Genomic DNA, 23806 nt, shown 5'->3' with positions numbered 1-23806 from the left:
GCATGAAAGAACAGATCCATATCCTTTCTGTACAGATAAACACCTCAAAACTAACAATATCAGCAAATCATCGCAGTTGTTGATACGACCAAAGGCGGATTGAATCATGAAATTCTCCTAAAAAAATCTGATTTAATCATAATCCGGATTCGTTAATACCACACAAATGACGTAATTTACAGAACAAATGACAAGTTTTTAAAAGCTTGATAATCATGCATAAAACGCTATACCCATCTGAAATTACCGGAATTATCACAGCCCCTCCAAGCAAAAGTATGACTCAAAGGGCTATTGCAGCAGCTCTGTTGTCACAAGGGACCACAACACTTCTCAACCCCTCATTTTGCAACGATTCACTGGCTGCCCTTCAAATAGCAGAAAAACTTGGTGCAGAAATCTTAAAGGGAAATAATGAAATAACCTTGTCAGGAGGATTTTTGATAAGAAGCCAACACCTCAATTGTGGTGAATCAGGGCTGGCCATGCGTATGTTCGCTCCTATTGCCGCCTTACATTATAAATCACTTACTTTTTCAGGAGAGGGCACTTTGCTTAACAGGCCTGTACAAATGATAGGAGAAGCATTGACACAGCTGGGTGCCAAATTTCAGTCAAATAATGGCTTCCTGCCTTTTAACGTACAAGGGCCTGTAAAAGGTGGAAAAGCCATTATCGATGGCTCCGTTAGTTCTCAGTTGCTCACAGGTCTTTTAATGGCACTCCCCCTTGCCCGGGAAGACTCTGAAATCAGGGTGACAAATCTGAAAAGCAAGCCATATATTGACATGACTATTGGTCTGCTATCCGATTTTGGTATAAATATCGAAAACAATGAGTATAAATCTTTCGGAATTAAAGGACTTCAGCAATACCTCGCCTCAGAATACACAATTGAAGGAGATTGGAGTGGTTCAGCCTTTTTGTTGGTTGCTGCAGCAATTGCCGGGAACGTTAAAATAAAAGGCCTCAGAACTGACAGTAAACAACCTGACAGAGCTGTTCTTGACGTGTTGCAGCAGTCAGGTGCTATATGCAGATATCATGAGGATGAGATAGTCATTTTAAAATCAGAGCTCAACGCATTTTCATTTGATGCCACAGAATGTCCTGATCTGTTTCCTCCTTTGGCTGCGCTGGCGGCCTGCTGTAAAGGGACATCAACAATAACAGGCGTGAACAGGCTCCTTTTTAAAGAAAGTAACCGGGCTGAAGCAATCAGGGATGAAATGCAGAAACTTGGAATAAAAATCACTATTTATGACAACGAAATGCACATTGAAGGAGGTAAAGTATGCGCAGGTATTGTAAATTCGCACAACGACCATCGCATAGCCATGATGGCAGCAGCTGCAGCCGTTAGCGCCGAAGGCCCGGTGAGCATTGAAAACCCGGAATGCATTGCAAAGTCCTATCCTGGCTTTTTTACCGATTTGGCCCGGTTGGGAGTACGCATGACAGAATAAAACATCAGAAATCCCGCAATTTTCTGAATATGACAGCAAATTAATAAAGCAAACAACCTCATTATTAACACCACAGAATACTGCATATGAACACATTTGGACGTATTTTTCGAATCAGCATTTTTGGAGAATCACATGGCAAAGGCATTGGTGTTATTATAGATGGTGTGCCTCCTGGTATTAAACTTACCGAGAATGAATTTACAGCCGATCTTTCGCGCAGGCGCAGTGGCGCTCCCGGCACAACAACGCGCACCGAACCTGATCTTCCATCACTTATGAGCGGCACATACAATGGTTTTACCACCGGCGCTCCATTGACCGTGTTTTTCGAAAATACCAACATCAAATCATCCGATTACGACAAACTTATTGATATTCCCAGGCCGGGGCATGCCGACTTTACCTCAAAAATAAAATACAAAGGATTCGCCGATCCCCGGGGCGGCGGCCATTTTTCCGGCCGAATTACACTGGGATTAGTTGCAGCCGGTGTTGTGGCTAAGAAAATAATTCAGCCAACGATTATCAGCTCACAAATTCTTGAAATAGGTGGCAATCCTGATTTGAACATGGCACTTGAAAATATTTTGGGCTCTGGCGATTCTATCGGAGGCGTAATACAATGCACTGCCATGCATGTGCCCGCCGGGTTAGGCGAACCATTTTTTGGCGGTGTTGAAGCCACAATAAGTCAACTTGTCTTTTCAATACCAGCCATCAAAGGCATTGAGTTCGGAGCCGGTTTTGAAGCTGCCCGTATGCGCGGTAGTGAACATAACGACCCCATCATCTCAACCCGGGGAAAAACACAAAGTAACCATTCCGGAGGAATAAACGGGGGAATTACCAATGGCAACAGCCTTATTTTCAGGGTTGCTGTTAAGCCCACATCCAGCATATCGCTGCCTCAGCAAACCATCAATCTTAAAACAGGGCAAATAGAAACTCTTCAAATAGAAGGACGGCATGACACCTGCATTGCCTTGCGCATGCCTGTAATTGTAGAGGCTGCAACGGCTATCGGATTGGCCGATTTATGGTTATTAAACCAAAAACCTGAAATCAGCCTTTGATAATTCCGTAATTTTGGTTTTTAATCCTATTGGCCAACCCACCTGATGCAAGAAGAATATATCACCCTGTTTGCTGAAGTTTTGCTCCCTATCCCTGTAAAAGGATATTTTACTTACCGCATCCCGCAGGAGTTAAACAACCAGATGTTGGCAGGAATGCGTGTTGTGGTTCAATTCGGGAAAAAGAAATTTTATACCGGGCTGGTCAGGCGCATTCACGATAAAGCGCCGCTGGTTATGTCAATCAAATATGTTCTTTCGGTTATTGACCCAACACCGGTGGTAAACGAAAAACAGTTTGAGCTATGGGAGTGGATGGCCTCCTATTACATGTGCACTGTCGGAGAAGTAATGAATGCAGCTCTTCCTTCAGCTTATAAACTGGCCAGCGAAAGCCGTGTTATCATTGATCCCGAGTATATAAAAGACACAGAACTACTTAACGACCGCGAATTTCAAATTGTTGAAGCACTTGACATCCAACAAATACTGTCGTTAACAGATATCAGCCGGATTGTAGGCATTGCCAAGGTTATTCCTCTGGTGAAAACGATGATTGAAAAAGGGATTATCAGGGTTGAAGAAGAAATAACCGAGCGTTACAAACCCAAAACAGAAATGTGTGTCAGGCTTGCGGATGCTTACCGTGATGAGTCGGTGATGAATGCCGAAATGAATAAATTGAACAAGAGAGCTTTTAAGCAATTACAGGTATTAATGGCTTTCATCAGCCTCTCGCGCTGTTTTTCTGGACAAGAAATTGAGGTTACACGTCCGGATTTGCTTAAGACACCTGGTGCTACTGCATCACAACTTGATGCACTGGTTAAAAAAGGCATCCTTGAGCTATATCCCCGTAACGTAAGCAGATTACTACATCAGGATGCCAGTTTGTCGCCTGACGAAGTACAACTTACCATTGCACAACAAACTGTTTATGATGAAATAAATAAGTTATTACCTGAAAATCAGATAATTTTACTTAAAGGTGTGACTTCAAGTGGAAAAACCGAAGTTTACATCCGCTTAATGAACGAAGTTATTGCAAAGGGGAAACAGGTTTTGTATCTCCTTCCTGAAATTGCACTCACCACACAAATCATTCAGCGCCTGCAAAAGTATTTTGGCAATCAGGTCGGGGTTTATCATTCTCGCTATAATGAATTTGAACGGGTTGAAATATGGAATAAAGCCAACCAACCCTTAGCCGGCAACACCGAACAGCAACCATATAAAATATTGCTTGGCGCACGGTCAGCTCTCTTTCTCCCTTTTACTGACCTTGGTTTAATCATTGTTGATGAAGAGCATGATTCATCATATAAACAGAACGACCCGGCTCCGCGTTACAATGCCCGCGATGCTGCTGCTATTCTTGGCCAAATTCATAAAGCCACGGTTTTACTTGGCTCAGCCACTCCTTCATTGGAAAGCTATTTTAATACACGCCAGGGTAAGTATAAATATTTGGAGCTAAACGAAAGGTACGGAGGCGTTCAGATGCCTGACATTCATATTGTTGACATCAGGGAAGCCACAAAACACAAACAAATGAAATCGCATTTCTCCCCTCAACTGCATGCTGCCATCAGCAATGCCCTGAGTATTGGAGAACAGGTTATCCTCTTCCAAAACAGACGCGGTTTTTCTTTAAGACTTGAGTGCGATACCTGCAACTATACACCTGAATGTGTCAACTGTGATGTTACACTTATTTATCATAAACAGATAAACCTTCTAAAATGCCATTATTGTGGGTACTCCGTTCAGGTGCCGGCCAAATGCCCTGATTGCGGAAGCCCTGCCCTTAAAATGAAAGGCTTTGGAACTGAGAAAGTTGAAGAAGATTTATCTATCCTTTTTCCGGAAGCTGTTATCAGTCGGATGGACCTTGATACCACCCGTTCAAAGTTTGCTTATCAAAAAATTATTGGTGATTTTGAAGCACGAAAAATAGATATCCTTGTTGGAACACAAATGGTTACCAAAGGACTTGATTTTAACAATGTTAGTCTGGTGGGTGTTCTTAATGCTGATGGCATGCTCAGTTATCCTGATTTCAGGGCATTTGAACGAAGTTACCAATTACTAGCTCAGGTAAGTGGCCGAGCCGGGCGAAAAAGCAAAAGAGGGTTGGTACTTATTCAAACCAACAATCCAAAACACCCGATATTACAGTGGGTGGTTGATAATAATTTTGAAGCCATGTACAACCAGCAGCTAGGCGACCGTTTTACATATAAATACCCCCCATATTACAGATTACTGCAAATTTCCTTAAAGCATAAGGAATATGAAATACTGAATCAGGCTGCAAGCACATTAGCAGGAATGCTTAAACCATACTTCGGAAAACTGATGTTAGGCCCCGAATATCCAATGGTTTCAAGGGTGAGAAATCTGTATATCAAAAATTTGATTTTAAAAATCGGTAAAGGGAAACAGGGTGCACAACTTAAATTTGAAACTGCACGTCAGATTGAAAAATTTCTGACAATGCCCGACTATAAGAGCATTAAAATACAAATTGATGTCGACCCTATCTGAGAATAATCTGCTATTCTTCCTTTTCTTCAACTATCAGAAAAATATCTTCATTGTCCTTTTTCATCAAATACTTCTCTCTTGCAAATTTTTCGAGAGAAACTGAATCAGACATAATTAGCTTGATTGCAGTACTATCCTTTGTAATCTCATTCTGATAAAACTCCTTCTGATTACGCTGTTCATTCAGTGTACGCCCAAGCCTGACCTGAGCAATAAAATTATTGCGGTCGAAAAACGTGAGCCAAACCAAAAAAGCCAACCCGGCTAAAACGTATTTATTGCGTAAAATCGGAGGTATTCGTTGCCACATAGTCATTAATGTTCCTATACAAAAATAGGCAGAAAATCGGATGCAAAAGTTCTTTTCAAAAATTAATGCAAAATCATTTTCTCCATCATGCTGCTCAATGCTTCTAATTCGCTAAACGCTATTAACTACCCGCACATTGAAACACATTTATGCGTTGGAATTTATAAATTTGAAACTTACAAGGCCAAAATTTTGCGAATAAACATTTCTGCTGAATAAATTCTAATTTTGCACATCACAGAACTCAGACATAGTAAGTTTAGTTTCTATCGCAATTTTCTGATTAATTCTGATGCTGAAAAAAACAATCTTTTCAATGAATTCATATCTTTTCATCAGGGCATATAAAAATCAGTTTCTTTTCAGGCATCAGGCTATTTTCAAATTACTGATTTTTATTATCTCTCTTACTTTCATCACTTTTAACTTTACATCCTGTACGGGAGAATCACTAGATGACTGCTATACCAGCACAGGGCCTCAAATTACAGAAGAACGCCCGTGTGAGGCTTTTAAAAAAATAGAACTTTATAACAATGTTAACCTGATATTAATCCCGGGCAACGAGTATCAGATTAGGGTTGAGGCGGGCAAACATATTATTGATGCCATTAAAACAGAAATAAAAGACAGTACATTAACTATAAAAAACACATTGAAATGTAACTGGGTACGCAACTATGAGAAAGAACTAACCGTTTATGCCACTATACCGCGGCTTGAAGAAATCAGATATGAAGGCTCTGGCGACATCAACACACAGGGCCAGCTTACACTTGATTCTCTTAAAGTTAATATCTGGGGTGGTTCAGGCTCATTTAACTTTGATGTAAACATTAATAAACTCAACCTGGCCATGCATTATGGAACGGTTGATTTTCAGGTCAAAGGCATGGCACTAATTACATCTATTTACGCAAACAGCTATGGTCCGTTCTTGTGCAGTAATCTCATATCGAACATAGTGTACATTCGCAATAATGGCAGCAACAACTGCTATGTGCATGCGCGTCACATACTTGAAGTCACCATAACCTCAGTAGGCGATATTTATTATTCCGGAAATCCTTACCAGATATCTGCCGACATCACAGGCAGCGGAAAGCTCATAAAAGCTGATTAATTTGCCATTGGCTTTTATGATTACTTCATTCAAACGTATTCAATTTGTAAACTTCACAAAAAAAAAAGGAATCCTGGAAGACCCCTTTTTTTGACAGATAAATTGCAGGCCTGCACTACAACAGCGCCGGCCGTATTGTTAAAATTAATACGATCTTGCAAATACAACGCGTTTTGCCGATGGTTTTCCGGTAAGAATACATTTACCTTCCTCCTCAACTGAATCAAGAAGAATACAACGGATAGTTGCTTTGGTTTTTTCTTTAATCTCCTGCTCTGTTTCAGGAGTTCCATCCCAATGAGCCAGAATAAAGCCTCCCTTATTATCGAGCAAATCAATAAATTCTTCCCAGGTATCAGCCTTGGCAGTCATACTATCACGAAAATCAAGGGCTTTCTGGAAAAGATTATCCTGAATGCTCTGAAGCAGGTGTTCAATCTTGGTTTCGATATCCTGTAACTGGTATGTTGCTTTCTCAAGAGTATCGCGCCGCGAAACCTCAACGGTACCATTTTCCAAATCGCGGGGGCCTATCACAAGTCTGACAGGAACACCTTTGAATTCATATTCATTAAATTTCCACCCCGGCTTGTAAGTATCGCGGTCGTCATACTTAACAGAGATACCTTTGGCCTGCAGATTTTTTTTAATTTCATTTACTTTTGCAGAAATTGCTGCAAGTTGCTCTTCGTTTTTGGAAATAGGGATGATAACAACCTGTGTAGGCGCAAGTTTTGGCGGTAAAACCAATCCGTTATCATCAGAATGAGCCATAATGAGCGCACCAATGAGCCTGGTTGAAACGCCCCATGAAGTTGCCCACACGTGTTCAAGTTTATTTTCTTTACTCAGGAACTTTACATCAAAAGCTTTGGCAAAATTCTGACCTAGAAAATGAGAAGTACCGGCCTGTAAAGCTTTACCATCCTGCATTAAAGCTTCAATACAATAGGTTTCAACAGCTCCGGCAAAGCGTTCGTTGGGCGATTTTACACCCTTCAAAACAGGTACTGCCATAAAGTTCTCAACGAAGTCAGCATAAACATTCAGCATTTGTTCAGTTTCAGCAATAGCTTCATCAGAGGTAGCATGAGCTGTATGACCCTCCTGCCAGAGAAATTCAGCTGTGCGCAAGAAAAGCCGGGTACGCATTTCCCAGCGTACAACGTTGGCCCATTGGTTTATCAAGAGGGGCAGATCGCGGTATGACTGAATCCAGTTGCGATAGGTATCCCAAATAATGGTTTCTGAAGTAGGCCGAACAATAAGCTCCTCATCCAGTTTTGCATTTTCATCAACCACTACGCCCTTTCCATTGGGATCATTCTTCAAACGGTAATGTGTTACTACTGCACATTCTTTGGCAAAGCCTTCCACATGACTGGCCTCTTTGCTGAAAAATGATTTGGGGATAAAAATCGGGAAGTAAGCATTTTCATGACCTGTGTCTTTAAACATCTTGTCAAGTGCTGCCTGCATCTTCTCCCAGATTGCATATCCGTAAGGTTTAATTACCATACAGCCTCTTACAGCCGAATTTTCGGCCATATCAGCCTTGATAACCAGGTCGTTGTACCATTGAGCATAATTTTCAGCCCTTGTAGGAAAATCTTTAGCCATTTCTTTATTTGTGGTATAGTATTTGTTATTTTTCGGGTGTGAAATATATCATCCGCGAAAGCGGCACAAAATTAATAAATTTAACGCAGTTAAAACATCTGACAAACACCAGACCAACAATCACTGCAAACCAAAGGGAGGAATAAAAATGAAAACCTTACTCGCATTTGTTGCTGCAACAGCCCTGCTTCTGACATCCTGCACCACACAGTATCAGGCCCGTGCTACTTATGACGACCTTTACTATTCACCTAAAGATGCAGTAGCAGCACCGGCTCCTCAGGTAAATACCAGTCAGGCCCCAAATTCCAATCAGACTTCAGCAAACCCCGACAATTATACTCGGGCTGAAAAAAGTTATCAGCAGGAAACATATACTGATGACAGCTACAACGCGCCTGATACTACCTATTATACTGATGATTACAATTACGCAACCAGCGAGCAATATACCGACCCCGGAACCGGCAACACTTATGTTACCAATAATTATTACAATGAAGATGATTATTATGACTATGCCTATGCTGCCAGATTGCGCCGTTTCCACTCAAATGTGTACTATGATAGTTACTATGCCCCATATTATACCAACCTTTACTGGTATGATTACAATCCATGGAGCTGGGGAACAAGCATCTATTTAGGATATAACTGGTGGTATCCGAGCTATTCAAGTATGTATTTCGGATGGGGCTACCCCTCTTATGGCTGGGGCTATTCAGCCTGGGATTATTATCCTTACTATAGTTATGGATGGGGTTCAGGCTATAATTATTGGAGTGGTTACCGCCACGGATATTGGAATGGCTACTGGAATGGCTATTATGACGGTTCAAACAACTATTACAATAGCTATGACAATAACTCTTACTATTACGGACATCGCGACTCGGGGCTCGGAGGCAGCTCAGGTAACAACAGAACCAGTAGCGGTAGAAACAGTACTTTTGGCGAACGTTACGAACAGGCCGTCAACAGCGGACGAATTGAAGGACATCGCTCATCAGCCATTGGTGTAGGCACTGAAGGCAGAGGAATTAATCCTCGCCAGGTTAAAACAACAGAAAGCGGGAGAGTTAATAATGTATCTGCAGGCGAAGCAAAGCCAGCTGATAACAACAGAGCTTTACCTGCCCCTGGTCGCTCGGCACAACCTGCTGAAAATACCAAAGCCATACCAGCGCCAGGCCGCCAGACTCAACCTGCAGAAAATGCAAGGGCATTGCCTGCTCAAGGCCGTGAAACCAGACCAGTTGACAACAATTCGGTAAGCCCGGCTCCCGGCCGTGAAGTCAGACCGGTAGACAACAATTCGGTAAGCCCGGCTCCCGGTCGCACTTCTCAACCCGGAACAACCAATCCTGGGCGTGAAATTCAAAGCAGACCTGCCGAAAGGTACTCTGCACCACAACGTCAGGAATATACCCGTCCACAGGGACAACAGCCCCAACGTCAGCAAATGAGTCCGTCTAATACACGTACCCCGCAATCATATAGTGCTCCGAATTATGCAAAGCCTAAATCAAGTAACGAATACAGCAGCCCAAAATATCGCAATATTCGTGAAAGCGGTGTAAACCCCCAAAGGCAGCAGCAAGAACAAACTCGTCAGCGTGAAGTTGCTCCGGTTCAGCGCGAGCCACAAAGACAATACAATTACAATTCAGAACGTCCCCGCCAACAAGCAGCTCCACAGCAATCACAACCACAAAGATATTCTGCACCGTCAACTCCTTCACGTTCGGAAGGAAGAAGCTCTTACAGCGCACCATCGCGTTCGTCATCTTCAGGTAGCAGCTATTCAGCTCCTTCACGCTCCTCTTCATCGTCGGGCAGCAGTTATTCTGCTCCCTCTCGTTCCTCTTCTTCGAGCAGCAGCTCATCATCGGGCAGCGGAAGATCATCATCGGGCAGTGGGCGCAGATAAACGGTTAAGCTGAAAAGATTATAAATTGACTAAACATTAATAACTATGAAAAAGCTAAGTGTTGCCCTACTACTCATAACCGCTTTCAGCACTGGCGCAATGGCTCAAAGCGAAGTTGACGCACTGCGTTACTCCAGACTCAGCCCCTCAGGAACAGCACGTTTTACTGCAATGGGAGGCGCCTTTGGTGCACTGGGCGCTGATTTTACCTCTCTCAGTTTTAACCCTGCAGGAATCGGGCTTTACAAAAGCTCTGAAATCAGCATCTCTCCTTCTTTTTACATCGGTAAAACTGAAGCAACCTATAACGGCCGGTTCCGTGATGACTCCAGATATAATTTTAACCTGGGAAGTGTAGGTATTGTTATGACAACCTCGCCCGTTACACGAGGCAATCAATCTTTGTGGAAAAATGTACAATTTGGTTTCGGCATCAACCGGTTGGCCAACTTCAACAACCGCATGATGATTGAAGGTTTCAATAATTCCAGTTCATTTCTTACTCCCTATCTCGACAATGCCTATGGCGTTGACCCGCGTGATTTAGGCCAATACAACACCAAACTTGCCTATGATGCCGATCTTTTATTTTTGAGAGATAACATCGATTCCGCCTCATGGAACTATCAGTCAGATTTGCCCAATGGAGGTGTAAACCAACGAAAAAGTATTGAAACAAAAGGTTCCCTCAACGAAATGGTATTTACATTAGGCGCCAATTATGGCGACAAACTGTATTTGGGTGCAACCATTGGAGTGCCATATATCCGCTTTACAGAAACATCTACTTATACCGAAACGGACACTGAAGGGAATAGTGACTATTTGAACTCCTTTACCAGAACCGACAATCTGGAAACCTCCGGTACCGGTATTAACTTCAAATTTGGCCTTATTTACAGAGCAACCGATTGGTTAAGACTTGGCGGAGCCATACATACACCTACATTTTATACGGGGATGACTGACAACTGGGAAGCGACTATTAAATCTAACTTTGATAATGGCCGTACGCTCACAGCCCGTTCACCCGAGGGATTCTATGAATATGAATTAACCACACCCATGCGCGCCATTGGCAGTATTGGAATTATTGTGGGCAAATCGGGTGTTATCAGTGCCGATTATGAATATGTAGACTATGGAACAGCCAGGTTAAGAGCGCCTGACTATGATTTTAACAATGAGAATGAAACCATCAGAAATGCCTATCTGACAGCCGGAAACCTGCGTCTTGGAACAGAATGGCGTTACGGAGCACTTAACTTCAGAGGTGGATATTCTTTATCTGCCAATCCATATAAGAATGGAACCAATTCGGCCAATTCGAGCTATTCGCTTGGGCTGGGCATCCGCGATAAAAATTTCTTTATAGATATGGCATGGGTATATTCTCAACAGGATGATGAGTACTACCTATACTCTTCAGATTACGTAAATCCGGCCATGACTAAACTGGATAATAATATGTTTCTGATGACAATAGGTGTAAAATACTAAGCATCCATAACAAAACCAGTCTTCATTAAATAATAAAGAAATAGCAGCTTGAAAAAGCTGCTATTTCTTTATAAGTGTTCTACTTTAATCTATTGAGCCCAGCCCTGGCCTTTTGCGTAATACTGAAATTATATTCCTTAAAATCCATTGAAAGACATCGCTCATAGCAATTTATGGCATCTTTAAGGTTACCTGCTGCTTCATAAATCATTCCAAGGTGAAGCGCAGAGTTAGCGGCAAAATACCATGACTTATCTGCTCCATCGGCGATTGTAAGTTTATAATAGGGAATAGCCTTTTCAGGGATTCCCCAGGCATCATAAATCCGGCCAAGGCGATAAGTATATTCAAGCTTTTCCCTTGCCGCAATAAAGTCATTTTTCGAGATTGCCTCCAGCAATGAAGCAGCGCGCTGATAATATCCTCCATCAAACAACAGGCGGGCTTTAAGTAAATTGACATCAGGTGGCGCTTTTTGATTAGCTTCAAACATAGCCTGCTTATCTCCATCAATCTCTTTTCTTCCCAGCAATTTAACCCTTTCCATATAGGCCTGATATTCTTTTACATCGTTATTCAGCAAACCAATCCAGGCTATACGCTGACAGGCTGACTTAATAAAACTAGCACCTTTAAAGTGATAGATATATCTTAAGAAATATAAACGCGCACCAAAATCAAGTTTGTTTAACATGGCAACCCCTGTCAGATAATCAAGATAATAGAACGGATAATAAAGATTACTTTTCTGACGATTCATCAATATTTCAAGCGCATGTGCATTCTTACCAGTATGTAGAAAGTAAGATGAGGCCGCATACGTTAATAAAGGATTGGATTGAATTTGGGCTTTCATTTCTGTTTTTGACAGATAACCTTCAAGCACGGCCATATTTTCAGTAGAAGAAGCCATGTTGAAAGTAATGAAAGTATACATAAAAAGCGTTTCAGTTTGCAAAAACGGGAAAAGCGTTTTCTCTTCTGATAGACGCATCACCTGCCGGAGTTCAGCAACCCCCTCATTTACAGTTCCATCAACAGAAACGGCTTTTGCAATCCACTTATACCCATCAGGAATGGAACCAATTAGCACATGCATCAAGCCTAAAGCAGTCTTGTTTGGTAAAAAAGAAGGGAATAGCTTTTGATTCTTCAACAACTGGCGGTAAGCTCTGTTAAATTCCAAAGCAGCCGTTGCAAACTGACCAAACTTGAGCCTGGCAAAAGCCCACTGCATATTCAACTGGGCCTGGCAATAAAGGTGCCAGGGAGAATCAGGATTCCCCATTTCAAAACGGTCCAGTCTATGTTGTCTAGCGTTTGCCTCGCTTTTAAACACATTCTCATCCTCAGAAATAATCACCTTCAGAAACCATTGATAGTTTTCGAGATAATCAACGATATTGTTCTCAGGATGAGCCATTTTTTCGGCCTTCAAAAAGGTTTCAGCTTCCTGGAACCTAAGGGATAAAATAAGCCTGTAAGCCTGAAGGCAATTTTCGTTCATCTGATAAACGTTAGCCCGGCTCAAAAACGGGAGTCCCAAAAAGACGATGAAAACGAAAAATTTCTTCATAAAATTAAGTTCTAAAAAAGGGGGAAAGCTTTCACTTCCCCCCTTCACATGATTGTATTCATCACAATATTATTGATTGATGCTGGCAGCTAGGCCATGGTCAACCAGAATTCGTCCACAATATTCACAAACAATAATTTTACGGTGAATTCTGATATCAAGTTGACGCTGTGGCGGAATAGCGCTAAAGCAACCTCCGCAGGCATCACGTTCAACGCTCACAACAGCAAGACCATTGCGTGCATTGGTACGAATACGTTTATAGGCAGAAAGCAATCTTTCTTCAATATAACGCTGGAACTCTTCAGACTTTTTCAGCAGGGCTTCTTCTTCCTTTTCAGTCTCACTAACGATATCGGAAAGCTCACTTCTTTTAATTTCCAGGTCATTTTTGCGCTCATCCAAAGCTTTTTGAGCTGCGCTAATCTCCTCGTTTTTCAGATTCAGATTGTGAGAAAATTCTTTGATACGCTTTTCGGCAAGAGCAATTTCCAGATTTTGAAATTCAATTTCTTTTGAAAGTGAATCATATTCGCGGTTATTGCGAACATTCATCTGCTGCTCCTCATAACGCTTAATTTGGCTAAGGCTGTCCTTGATTTGAAGTTCCTTTTCCTTTACCTGATCTTTCAGATTTTCAATTTCAAGAATGTAGTTGTCAATGCGGGTTTCCAAACCAGCAATATCATCTTCAAGATCCTCAACTTCAAGAGGAAGCTCGCCTCTGATAATCCTGATTTTATCGATTTGCCTGTCAATTTGTTGCAGGCTGTACAATGCAATCAACTTCTTTTCAATTGAAATTTCTGTTTCATCACCATCAGAGTGAGCGAGCGAAACATGCGCAGAAATAACACTTTTTACTTCTGAATCCTGCACCTGAGTTCCTTCCTCGACAGGGGCAGCTTTTGCTTTCGATGGTGTTTTTGCCATATTGATTCTGATTTATGTAGTTAATTTACAGACAGTTAACCGGATTGGTATTGATGCTTGAAATTTGGAGTGCAAAGGTAGGAAATTTTTCTTTAACAACCTGATATAATAATTCTTTCGTAAATTGTTCTGTTTCAAAATGACCTGCCTCTACCAGTAAAATTTTTCCTTCAGCCAGAAAATAATCATGATATTTGAGCTCTCCGGTAAGAAATACATCAGCTCCAGTGCGCATGGCATCGGCAATTAAAAAGTTGCCCGAGCCTCCACAAACCGCGATCTTGCGCACTTTTTTACCGGTCAATGGTGAATATTTAATACAAGCTGAACCTAAAATATCCTTTACCTTATTAAGAAATTCGGTTTCATGCATTTCCTTTTCGAGCAAACCAATCATTCCGGCTCCAAAAACCGGCGCCTGATTTGTCAAAGCATAAGAATCCCATGCCACCTCTTCATATGGATGAGCTGAAAAAACAGCGTTCATAACCTTTGATTCAAGATAGGATGGAATTATGGTTTCAATTCTGGTTTCTTTTTCAGTATGCAGCACCCCCTTTTCACCCACAAAAGGCAAAGTGCCCTCACCCGCCCTGAATGTGCCATCACCTGAAAGGTTAAAGCTGCATGAATCATAATTCCCAATTTGCCCTGCCCCTGCATCAAACATTGCCTGCCTAACCTGGTTAGCATAGTTTTCAGGTACAAAAACAACAAGTTTCCTGAGAACACCCTGAACAGGACTTAATATTTTAGTTTTGCCAATTCCAAGCTTACTGCAGAGCATGGCATTTACGCCCTGAGACACATTGTCAAGATTTGTATGAGCTGCATAAAGAGCAATATCATGACGGATTGCCTTTATCACACACCTTTCCACCTCATTGTTTCCGTTAATTCTTTTGAGTGCCTTAAATATAACGGGATGATGTGCGATGATCAAATTCAGGCCTTTGCCGATTGCTTCGTCAATGACGGCTTCCGTCACATCAAGTGTTATCAACGCCCCATTAGCCTCATTCAAAGGATGACCAGTTAATAACCCTGAATTATCATAAGATTCCTGTAACTGCAGTGGGGCAGTAAATTCAATAACTTTAATAATATCTTTTATCAGCATAGCCTGAATTACAACACATGTGTAAAACTAATTCAAATTAATTAAAAAAAAACACTTCAAGTAAAAAAAATGCCATTACCAGTCAAAAAAACACAACATGACACAATTTCATGACAGTAAATTATTCTCCCGATTCTTCGATTTCATTGGCAAAAGAGATCAATAAAACAGCAGATGGGATAATATAATTGCTGGTTTTGCGATAAAATATTTAACATAAATAATATGTAAAACTATTTGCAGACTCTTATAAGTTTAATACTTTTAAACCGTGGAATTTCTCAGACTTTTGGTACTCCCCTTTTCATTGCTGTATGGCCTTGTCATAAGCATACGAAACCTGTTGTTTGAACTGAAAATTTTACCTTCAGAGCAATTTCCATTAAAAATAATTTCAGTTGGCAACCTTTCAGCAGGCGGAACAGGAAAAACGCCACACGTTGAGTACCTCATCCGGTTGCTTTCGCCTGAAACAACACTTTGCACCCTTAGCCGGGGATATGGGAGAAAAACCAAAGGGTTTATAGCAGCCAGTGAAAAAGACGACGCATTGAGCATTGGCGATGAACCAATGCAATATTATAAGAAATTCAGCAACATTAGCGTTTTTGTTGACGAGAACCGGCGGCGGGGAATAAAAAATATTCTTTCAAATAATCCTTCTATCCGTGCTCTTTTACTTGATGATGCATTTCAGCATCGCTATGTAAAACCAGGGCTTTCCATACTACTCACTGACTACCATAAACTTTATTACAATGATTATCTGATACCCTCGGGCACCTTGCGCGAGCCTATCCGCGGTGCTGCAAGAGCTGACATTGTGATTATTACAAAAACCCCTAAAGTATTATCACCATTTGTAAGACGTAAAATTGTGAACGACCTGAAACTTAAACCGCATCAGAAAGTTTACTTTTCATATATAAAATACGGACAGATACATGCTCTGTGGAAAGCTGATTTCAAATTCTTGCCTGAAAAAAAATACAGTCACATACTTTTATTTGCCGGCATTGCTAATCCGTATCCACTTCAGGATCAGCTCAGAAAGCACTGTAATGAGCTAACCACCATGCTGTTTCCTGATCATCATCAATACACATTGTCAGATCTGGAGGTAATCAAAAGAAATTTTGACGATCTTTACAGCCGGAATAAGCTCTTAATTACCACTGAAAAAGATGCTATGAGGTTGATTACAGATGAATTAATGGAAAAAGCAATTCAAATGCCAGTCCATTATCTTCCGATAGAGGTTGATTTTCATGGAGGTGATAAAAGCCAATTTGACGAACAAATAAGAACTTATGTTAACAAAAATTAAAGAAAGCGTTGATTATATCAACCAATTTGTAAAAGAAGCCCCCGAAGCGGGTATTATTTTAGGAACCGGATTAGGAGGACTTACCCGTGAAATCATTACTGAAAAGGAAATTCCCTACAGTGAAATCCCCAATTTCCCGGTATCAACAGTTGAAGGACATAAAGGCCAATTAATTTTTGGAACCCTTGGCGGGAAAAGAATTGTTGCCATGCAGGGACGTTTTCATTTTTATGAAGGCTGGACAATGCAGGAAATTGTTTTCCCAATTAGAGTAATGAAAGCTTTGGGTATAAAAATTCTATTCGTTTCAAATGCCAGTGGCGGACTCAACCCCGGCTTTGAAGTAGGTGATATCATGTTCATTACAGATCACATCAACCTGATGGGGACAAACCCACTCATTGGTAAGAATTATGATGAACTGGGCCCCCGTTTCCCTGATATGAGTGAAGCCTATGATCGCACTATTCTGGATAAAGCATCTGACATTGCCAGCCGGAATCAGATTCCCTTCCGCACTGGTGTGTATGCTGCTGTTACGGGACCTACATTTGAAACTCCGGCCGAATACCGCTACATTCATGTGATAGGTGCAGATGCAGTTGGTATGTCAACCGTGCCTGAAGTTATTGCGGCCCGACACATGAACATTCCTGTTTTTGCTGTTTCTGTAATTTCTGACTTAGGGGTTCCGGGTAAAATAGTAGAAGTGTCGCATAAAATTGTAATTGATGCCGCCAGCAAAGCCGAACCTTTAATGACCCGTATTATAAGCGAACTACTTCGGGAGGTTTCCCTGTAAAATCGCTTTAGCAACTTTAAGATTAAAATCTTTTGGTTAATAAAACGTTCATAAAAACTATGAAGCGTTTCAGATTTTACTTTTGCTTTAGCGTTATACTCTCCCTTCTGTTTTTTTCAGAATGCGGAGACCGAAATCATGCTGCATTTTCAACAATCAATGGTTCTCTGTCACCATCAGGCAGTGAACCATTTTTTCTTATTAGCGTCGACACTTCTGCTTTTAATAAAATAGATTCAGTCGTACCGGATAACAAAGGGAAGTTCACCTTCAGGTTTAAGCCCGAACACCCCGGCATATTCCACCTTTCGAAAAAAACCAGACTTGTTGCACCACTTGTTATTTTCCCGGGCGACAATATCAATATCAGCATCCGTCAGGACTCTGTTTGGGTAACCGGCGGGAAAGAAGCCGGGTTATTTTTCACGTTCAGGCAAATGATAACGAATTGCGAAGCATATGCCGATTCACTGGGCACTGAATTGATTCTTGCCCGCGACATGGATAACTATACTGAAATTAAAGCAGAAACAGATGCCGCATATGCAAAAATGATGCAAATGGCCAAACAAGAAGCCGTTGACTTTGTCGTAAAACACCCTTCAGCACTGTCGCAGCTACTGGTAATGAATAGCAAAATTCAGCAGGTATATCTTTTTGACGAAACCATTGACTCCAGTTGGTTTTTTTATACTGATTCAGCCCTGATGAGCCATTTTGCCGACAACCCTCATGTTATAGCCAATCATCGCAGAATCAAAAGCCTCAGAATAAGCCTGAAAACAGAAAGAGACGCCAGAAAAAGCATGCAGATTGGCCAGATATCGCCTGAATTAAACCTACCGGGCCTTCATGGTAAACCTGTATCGCTTCGCTCTCTAAAGCATAAATATACCCTGGTTTATTTCTGGTCGCCCATAGATGCACCAAGCCGAAAAGCCAATCTTGAACTCAAAAATATTTATGAGCAGTATAAAAATCATGATGTTGAGGTTTATGCCGTTTCATTTGACCAATATGCCGAGCGATGGAAAGCGGCCATTAATCTGGACAAGCTATGGTGGACAAATGTTAATGACACTTTGATGCTGAACTCACCTGTTGCTCAAGCATGGAATATTCAAAAGTTACCTCTTTTTGTTCTATTAGATAAACAAGGAAGGATACTTGAACGTTTTACAAACACCAAAACTTTGAGGCAATGGCTGGAAGAAAAGAAATTGCCATAAACTGGCATCAACTTTAAGTTGTTCAAATAATATCATTTTTTTAAGTAGGTTTGAAAAAGAAAAAATTACGGTTTTGAGAATATACTTTGCTTCGGATTTTCATTTGGGTATACCCGACCATGCATCAAGCCTGCAACGTGAGAAATTACTGGTTCAATGGCTCAATAATGTGTGTGCCGATGCCACCGAAATATACCTCATGGGAGATATATTTGACTTCTGGTTTGAATATAAAACAGTTGTTCCCCGCGGATTCACCCGTCTGTTTGGCAAACTGGCCGAAATCGTTGATAGTGGAACTCCCGTATACTTATTCAGAGGGAATCATGACATCTGGGCATTCAATTATTTTGAGCAGGAAATCGGAATTCAGCTTAAACGTGAAGCATTAATTAAAGAATGGAACGGCAAGCGCTTCTTTCTTTCACATGGCGATGGACTTGGGCCTGGCGACAACGGTTATAAATTTCTGAAAAAGGTTTTTGAATTTAAACCCAATCAATGGTTATTCAGGTGGATACACCCTGATATCGGAACACGACTCGCGCTGTATTTTTCCAGAAAAAGCCGTTATGCCAATGAAATCAGAGACGAAAAACAAATAACTGAGGAAGGCGGAATCAACCTTGGCAAAGAACGCCTGTATATCTTTGCCAGCGAATATTTGAAAACCGACCCCTCCATTGACTATTTTATATTCGGACACCGACATGTGCCTGCAAATCTGCCGTTAAATGAAAAAAGCAGATTTATTAACCTTGGCGACTGGATTAGCAATTTCAGCTATGCAGTATTTGACGGAAATGAACTTAACCTGATGACATACAGTTCAGGAAACCCGGAGCTTTTAAAACAAGTGTAATCAGGCTAGTACTGTTTCTAATTGATTAATTGTTCATCTTATTCTTAATCTGAGAGTTATGTTATTTTCCAGTATAGATATAGGCTCAAATGCCGTAAGACTTCTTTTTGCAAATGTTTACGACAGCAAAGGCGGCCCGGTAACCGAAAAAGCATCACTTATCCGTATTCCTATCCGATTAGGAATGGATGTATTTAACATTGGCCGGATTTCAGACCCCAAAGCAGATGATTTAGTAAAAACAATGCAGGCGTTCAGGTTGCTGATTGATGTGTATAAACCCATCAGCTATCTGGCCGCTGCAACTTCAGCAATGCGGGAAGCCGAAAACAACAAGGAAGTGTTGGAACGGGTTAAAAATGAAACTGGTCTGAAGCTTTCAATGATTGATGGTATTCAGGAAGCCAATATCATTAGCTCTCTCAGTAACGTTTTTGTAAATAAAAACTTTAGTAAAACCATTTACATTGATGTCGGCGGCGGATCCACCGAGATTTCAGTGTTGGATGGCGAAAAATTTATTACCTCCAACTCATTTAAGATAGGCACTATACGTTTGCTTGCCGACAAAGTTGAAGATGCTGAATGGGAAGCTATGCGAAAATGGCTCAACCAGTTTAAGGCTGATTTTGGACGGATGAACTGCATTGGCTCCGGCGGGAATATCAATAAAATAACCAAATTATACGGATATCCCATCAATAACATGATCAACTTTGATCAGTTGCAATATGCATATAAGCAATTGAACAGTATGCCACTGGATGTGCGTATTGAACGAATGGGATTGCGCCCCGATCGCGCCGATGTAATTGTTCCGGCAGCCCGTATTTTTATCCGCATCCTGAAATGGACTGGCATCAACATTATTATAGCACCCAAAATTGGACTGGCTGACGGGCTGGTTCTTTTACAATACAAAGAGATGAAAGAGAATGGTTTAATTTAAGTCCATTTTCTGCAGTTATGTGCCTACCTAAATGTTTATTTGTTCAGGCTGAATTCCGGCTGGCATTGATGTTGCCATACAACGATCGCCTGACTATTTTTTCATAAATGGTTTTATAGGGCGAATCCTCTTCCAGTTTTTGCAATGCATATTGTTGAATTATCAATAATGGCAAAACAATTTGTTCTCTGATTTCAATCGAACTTCTGGTAACAGGCTCTTCTTCCATTAATTGAGAATAACCGGAAATAAGCAAAACCATTTTTATGGATAAATTAAATTCGTCATGCAGAATATTCCAAAACTCTCTGTATTCCTCATCTTTGGCAATATAACCTGTTAGCTCAAAATAACTTTTCGAGAGTGACATCATACTGTTAAGTATCAATGCCTTGAAAAAAGGCACCTCAATAAATAGTTGCTTCAAATTATCGAGTTTCCCTTCATTAATTAACACTTGGATGGCTGTGCCGATGCCAAAAAAGCCAGGAACGTTCTGCTTTAACTGACTCCATGAGCCTACAAAGGAAATGGCACGCAAATCTTTAAACTCAAGCTTTTTCTCATGCCCTCTTTTAACAGGCCGGCTGCCAATATTAGCCTGCCCATAATAACGAAGTGTACTCTTGTTTTCGAGATACGGCACAAATTTGGGATGATTTTTCAAGGAAGTGTACTTCGCGAAACTGATTTGGGCAAGTTGACTTATGAGTTGGTTATTCGCATTAGATATGGCATTTTCTTCTTTAAAAATATGATTGGACAAACCGGCTGTAAGCAACTGCTCACAATTAAACATAAAGTGCTCTTTTGTCCCATAGGTACTGGTAATTGTTTGCCCCTGAATGGTCAGCTGGATTTCGTGATTGGCAATTTTTTTTCCATGAGCAGCATAAAAACGATGGGTTTTGCCCCCTCCGCGTGCCGGAGGTCCGCCTCTGCCATCAAAGAAAATAGCCTTGATGTCATTTGCCTGGCATACTTCACTTAAGATTTCCTTTGTTTGAAAAATAGACCAGTTCGCTTTCAGATAACCTCCATCCTTTGTTCCATCAGAAAAACCCAGCATGATTGTTTGCTTATTCTGGCGGTTACAAACATGCCTCTTGTATTCCTGTATATCAAAAAGTTTCTGCATTATGCCTCCCGAGTTCTTCATTCCTTCCATAGACTCAAAAAGAGGAACAATGTCAAAAGTTATTTCGCGGTTTTGCCAGCCACACCATCTAAAAAGAGCGTAAACAAATAACACTGAGAAAATATCCTCTGAATTGCTGATGATATATCTGTTGCAGCCTTCTGCACCGTTTTTTTGTTGAACCAGCTGAAGAATCCTGAATGTTCTGATAGTATCTTTAATGATTGCCTCCTCAAAGTTATTTTCATTTATTTCAATATTCTGGTGTAAAAGAATATCAATCAAAACACTTTCATCAATATCAGCCAGGCTATTTTGGATGAGTTTTTCCCTTTTTAAAATTTCAGTAACAGTTTGTTCGTGAACGCTGTGATTCTGCCTTATATCAAGAGCTGCAAAATGTGTTTTGAATATGGTAACTTTGTCAATAAGGCTTTCAAGCTCATCCAGATAAAGACTATTATACTTCACAATCAGCAACTCTCTCACCATATGGAGAGGAATCAGAATTTCTTCATAACGAATGCTGGCTTCAGCATTAAAAATGGCATTATAAATGTGATCTCTGAGGTTTTTCATCACATCTTCCACTTCTCTGAAAGTAAGCTTGTGCGAAAGCTTTTTTACATCCTGATAATAACATTTCATAAGTGTCATCCGAAGTTCATCGGCCACCTGCATTGTAGTTTCTGACGTAACAAAGGGATTGCCATCTCTGTCGCCTCCCGGCCAAAAACCCAGTTTTATGATATCATGATTATCAAAAGCATATTCCTTCAATTGTTTTTTAATGTGTGAATAAAGCTCGCCAACTGCCTGATAATAAACATTTCTTAAAAAATAGATAATATTTTTAGCCTCATCAAAAGGCGTTGGTTTCTGAGAGTTCACCAATGATGTTAACCCAAGTTGTTGTAAAACAAGGTCAATGCCATCAATGTCATTCTTCAAAATCAGCAACCTCAGCTTATCGATAATATCTAACACCGAAGGTGGATAAAACTGGGTTGGATGCGCTGTAAAAACAATACGGGCACTAAATGAAGAAAGCTTCTCTGCTATTTCATTCTTATTTTTCGTACTGTTTGCCAGATGAATAAAATCCTTTATTGACAAACTGCTGTCTATTTCCTGCATTTTGTCAAATGCTGCATCCTCCACGCTATCATACAATACTATCTGCCTTTCAACATATTGAATTACCCTGAACATATAAGCAATCTTTTGCTCTTCAGACCCGATGTTTGCATGTTTACTAAAAAAAGACTCCAGTATTTCCAAGGGGTCGTGTCCCGCATCCAATCCGTTTTTAAACAACTGATGCATAAGAGGTATAAGTACACCTGTATTGTTTACCTGTTTGAAAGGGAGATTAAGAAACAGGCTGTTGTATACATTAAACTTGTTGATAACCAACTTTTCAAACTCATGCAACCCGGCCGGCTTTCCCATATTAATATTTTTTTTGTCCATTAAAATGCAAATCATTTCAGTTGAACAGACTTCAGTTTTTCAGCCTGCGTCAAGACGGATTTAATTTAATCTGTCCTTCACATACAAAGTTAACAGAAATTGAGCTTCAGTTCAAGTTGCCAGTTTTCGCACAGCATACTCTAATGAGGATGTAAGAAGGACTTATCCTTCCAGCTTCTCAAGTTTATTTTACAGGATTTCTCCGGGAAGCTTAAAAGAGATATGAATGTGTTTTTACCGAAAAAAAACAGCAAATTTATATTGCACCTTTAGATTCATAAGCCCAATAACCAGCTATGCATTTCTTAATTTTTCAAAACATATGCCCATTTATAAGAGCCAAACCTTTTACCCCTGTGCCATAGTTGAGCACCCTTAACCGACATGAGTATTCCTGCTGCAATCACAGGACTTAATAAAACAACCCCAATAATTGCGTACCCCCCCGCTTCGGCCAGCATAGTTATAAGACCGGAAATACCCATAGCACCCATAAAAGCGCCAGGCAAAAGCATACCTGCGCCGCTTATCTGACTGGAGCCTGTTCTGGTAAATATTTCCTGAATTTGTAATAATGACAAAGTATCGGTATTCAATAAAATTTGCTGGTCTGATATGACCTTGAAATTTCCTTTGAATTTTTTCCCCTCCTTTTTAATCATCAGCCTGGCACCCTCCTTTATAAAAACAGTTTTACCGTTTTTGTAATTCATAAACTGCAAACCAGCGCCGGTCTGAGCATTTACATAAAAAGCACTTATGAACAGCAGGCTTATGCTAAAGACCAAAGTTTTCATTTTCATAGTTTTAGTGAAAGATAACGCT

General features: G+C 40.7%; 18 protein-coding genes. 11 read left to right on the top strand and 7 right to left on the bottom strand.

All coding sequences use genetic code 11. The features are described from left to right. Nucleotides 1–215: 215 nt before the first annotated feature. The 3 genes from aroA (at nucleotide 216) to priA (ending at nucleotide 5089) form a co-directional block, all read left to right on the top strand. Nucleotides 216–1466, top strand: coding sequence for a 3-phosphoshikimate 1-carboxyvinyltransferase (gene aroA / locus H6541_05105; protein MCB9015154.1), 1251 nt, complete (start codon nucleotides 216–218; stop codon nucleotides 1464–1466). An 86-nt stretch (nucleotides 1467–1552) separates the two neighbouring features. Beyond that, nucleotides 1553–2542 carry a chorismate synthase gene (locus H6541_05100; protein MCB9015153.1) on the top strand — a complete coding sequence of 330 codons (990 nt, stop codon included), beginning with the start codon at nucleotides 1553–1555 and terminating at the stop codon, nucleotides 2540–2542. A 45-nt stretch (nucleotides 2543–2587) separates the two neighbouring features. Beyond that, nucleotides 2588–5089 (top strand): primosomal protein N', encoded by a 2502-nt coding sequence (gene priA, locus H6541_05095; GenBank protein MCB9015152.1) that lies wholly within the window; start codon nucleotides 2588–2590, stop codon nucleotides 5087–5089. A gap of 10 nt (nucleotides 5090–5099) precedes the next feature. On the opposite strand, the gene H6541_05090 is transcribed toward priA, so the two are convergent. Continuing rightward, on the bottom strand, nucleotides 5100–5399 hold the full coding sequence (locus tag H6541_05090; GenBank protein ID MCB9015151.1) for a septum formation initiator family protein: 300 nt from the start codon (nucleotides 5397–5399) through the stop codon (nucleotides 5100–5102). Between the two features lie 316 nt (nucleotides 5400–5715). Between H6541_05090 and H6541_05085 the strand changes: the two genes are divergently transcribed. Beyond that, nucleotides 5716–6522, top strand: a complete 807-nt coding sequence (locus tag H6541_05085) for a DUF2807 domain-containing protein (protein MCB9015150.1) — start codon at nucleotides 5716–5718, stop codon at nucleotides 6520–6522. Between the two features lie 144 nt (nucleotides 6523–6666). Here the strand turns inward: H6541_05085 and H6541_05080 are convergent, their stop codons facing one another. Then, the gene (locus H6541_05080) at nucleotides 6667–8142 is read right to left on the bottom strand and encodes a proline--tRNA ligase (protein MCB9015149.1); all 1476 of its coding nucleotides are present in this window, start codon (nucleotides 8140–8142) and stop codon (nucleotides 6667–6669) included. A gap of 148 nt (nucleotides 8143–8290) precedes the next feature. On the opposite strand from H6541_05080, the gene H6541_05075 reads away from it, so the two are divergent. Together H6541_05075 and H6541_05070 are read left to right on the top strand one after the other, a co-directional pair. Continuing rightward, nucleotides 8291–10072 carry a hypothetical protein gene (locus H6541_05075; GenBank protein ID MCB9015148.1) on the top strand — a complete coding sequence of 594 codons (1782 nt, stop codon included), beginning with the start codon at nucleotides 8291–8293 and terminating at the stop codon, nucleotides 10070–10072. A 45-nt stretch (nucleotides 10073–10117) separates the two neighbouring features. Next, nucleotides 10118–11572: a hypothetical protein gene (locus tag H6541_05070; GenBank protein MCB9015147.1), complete on the top strand. Its 1455-nt coding sequence runs from the start codon at nucleotides 10118–10120 to the stop codon at nucleotides 11570–11572. Between the two features lie 79 nt (nucleotides 11573–11651). Here H6541_05070 and H6541_05065 read toward each other — a convergent pair whose 3' ends face one another. From H6541_05065 to H6541_05055, 3 genes are all read right to left on the bottom strand, one after another. Next, nucleotides 11652–13148: a tetratricopeptide repeat protein gene (locus tag H6541_05065; protein MCB9015146.1), complete on the bottom strand. Its 1497-nt coding sequence runs from the start codon at nucleotides 13146–13148 to the stop codon at nucleotides 11652–11654. Nucleotides 13149–13217: 69 nt separating this feature from the next. Continuing rightward, the gene (locus H6541_05060; protein ID MCB9015145.1) at nucleotides 13218–14081 is read right to left on the bottom strand and encodes a hypothetical protein; all 864 of its coding nucleotides are present in this window, start codon (nucleotides 14079–14081) and stop codon (nucleotides 13218–13220) included. Between the two features lie 25 nt (nucleotides 14082–14106). Continuing rightward, on the bottom strand, nucleotides 14107–15201 hold the full coding sequence (locus H6541_05055) for a Nif3-like dinuclear metal center hexameric protein (GenBank protein ID MCB9015144.1): 1095 nt from the start codon (nucleotides 15199–15201) through the stop codon (nucleotides 14107–14109). Between the two features lie 271 nt (nucleotides 15202–15472). On the opposite strand from H6541_05055, the gene lpxK reads away from it, so the two are divergent. From lpxK to H6541_05030, 5 genes are all read left to right on the top strand, one after another. Then, nucleotides 15473–16528 (top strand): tetraacyldisaccharide 4'-kinase, encoded by a 1056-nt coding sequence (gene lpxK / locus H6541_05050; protein ID MCB9015143.1) that lies wholly within the window; start codon nucleotides 15473–15475, stop codon nucleotides 16526–16528. Beyond that, complete coding sequence (locus H6541_05045; GenBank protein MCB9015142.1) at nucleotides 16512–17330, top strand: purine-nucleoside phosphorylase; 819 nt, start codon at nucleotides 16512–16514, stop codon at nucleotides 17328–17330. The genes lpxK and H6541_05045 overlap by 17 nt, the downstream gene beginning before the upstream one ends. Nucleotides 17331–17389: 59 nt before the next feature. Beyond that, complete coding sequence (locus tag H6541_05040) at nucleotides 17390–18559, top strand: AhpC/TSA family protein (GenBank protein MCB9015141.1); 1170 nt, start codon at nucleotides 17390–17392, stop codon at nucleotides 18557–18559. Nucleotides 18560–18623: 64 nt separating this feature from the next. Continuing rightward, nucleotides 18624–19421: a UDP-2,3-diacylglucosamine diphosphatase gene (locus H6541_05035; GenBank protein ID MCB9015140.1), complete on the top strand. Its 798-nt coding sequence runs from the start codon at nucleotides 18624–18626 to the stop codon at nucleotides 19419–19421. Nucleotides 19422–19479: 58 nt separating this feature from the next. Next, a complete protein-coding gene (locus tag H6541_05030; GenBank protein MCB9015139.1) occupies nucleotides 19480–20370 on the top strand; it encodes an exopolyphosphatase in 891 nt (296 codons plus the stop codon). A gap of 43 nt (nucleotides 20371–20413) precedes the next feature. Here H6541_05030 and H6541_05025 read toward each other — a convergent pair whose 3' ends face one another. Next, nucleotides 20414–22960 (bottom strand): phosphoenolpyruvate carboxylase, encoded by a 2547-nt coding sequence (locus tag H6541_05025; GenBank protein MCB9015138.1) that lies wholly within the window; start codon nucleotides 22958–22960, stop codon nucleotides 20414–20416. 326 nt (nucleotides 22961–23286) lie between these two features. Beyond that, the gene (locus tag H6541_05020; protein MCB9015137.1) at nucleotides 23287–23778 is read right to left on the bottom strand and encodes a hypothetical protein; all 492 of its coding nucleotides are present in this window, start codon (nucleotides 23776–23778) and stop codon (nucleotides 23287–23289) included. Nucleotides 23779–23806: the final 28 nt, after the last annotated feature.

Source organism: Lentimicrobiaceae bacterium (assembly GCA_020636745.1).
GTDB lineage: Bacteria > Bacteroidota > Bacteroidia > Bacteroidales > Lentimicrobiaceae > Lentimicrobium.
The sequence above is the reverse complement of the archived record's forward strand: the minus strand, read 5'-3'. Positions and strand labels throughout refer to the sequence as shown.

Excerpts from the sequence above, each read along its gene's own strand:
- aroA (MCB9015154.1), top strand. The coding sequence starts at position 216 with ATGCATAAAACGCTATACCCATCTGAAATTACCGGAATTATCACAGCC.
- H6541_05100 (MCB9015153.1), top strand. The coding sequence starts at position 1,553 with ATGAACACATTTGGACGTATTTTTCGAATCAGCATTTTTGGAGAATCA.
- priA (MCB9015152.1), top strand. The coding sequence starts at position 2,588 with ATGCAAGAAGAATATATCACCCTGTTTGCTGAAGTTTTGCTCCCTATC.
- H6541_05090 (MCB9015151.1), bottom strand. The coding sequence starts at position 5,399 with ATGTGGCAACGAATACCTCCGATTTTACGCAATAAATACGTTTTAGCC.
- H6541_05085 (MCB9015150.1), top strand. The coding sequence starts at position 5,716 with ATGAATTCATATCTTTTCATCAGGGCATATAAAAATCAGTTTCTTTTC.
- H6541_05080 (MCB9015149.1), bottom strand. The coding sequence starts at position 8,142 with ATGGCTAAAGATTTTCCTACAAGGGCTGAAAATTATGCTCAATGGTAC.
- H6541_05075 (MCB9015148.1), top strand. The coding sequence starts at position 8,291 with ATGAAAACCTTACTCGCATTTGTTGCTGCAACAGCCCTGCTTCTGACA.
- H6541_05070 (MCB9015147.1), top strand. The coding sequence starts at position 10,118 with ATGAAAAAGCTAAGTGTTGCCCTACTACTCATAACCGCTTTCAGCACT.
- H6541_05065 (MCB9015146.1), bottom strand. The coding sequence starts at position 13,148 with ATGAAGAAATTTTTCGTTTTCATCGTCTTTTTGGGACTCCCGTTTTTG.
- H6541_05060 (MCB9015145.1), bottom strand. The coding sequence starts at position 14,081 with ATGGCAAAAACACCATCGAAAGCAAAAGCTGCCCCTGTCGAGGAAGGA.
- H6541_05055 (MCB9015144.1), bottom strand. The coding sequence starts at position 15,201 with ATGCTGATAAAAGATATTATTAAAGTTATTGAATTTACTGCCCCACTG.
- H6541_05045 (MCB9015142.1), top strand. The coding sequence starts at position 16,512 with ATGTTAACAAAAATTAAAGAAAGCGTTGATTATATCAACCAATTTGTA.
- H6541_05040 (MCB9015141.1), top strand. The coding sequence starts at position 17,390 with ATGAAGCGTTTCAGATTTTACTTTTGCTTTAGCGTTATACTCTCCCTT.
- H6541_05030 (MCB9015139.1), top strand. The coding sequence starts at position 19,480 with ATGTTATTTTCCAGTATAGATATAGGCTCAAATGCCGTAAGACTTCTT.
- H6541_05025 (MCB9015138.1), bottom strand. The coding sequence starts at position 22,960 with ATGGGAAAGCCGGCCGGGTTGCATGAGTTTGAAAAGTTGGTTATCAAC.
- H6541_05020 (MCB9015137.1), bottom strand. The coding sequence starts at position 23,778 with ATGAAAACTTTGGTCTTTAGCATAAGCCTGCTGTTCATAAGTGCTTTT.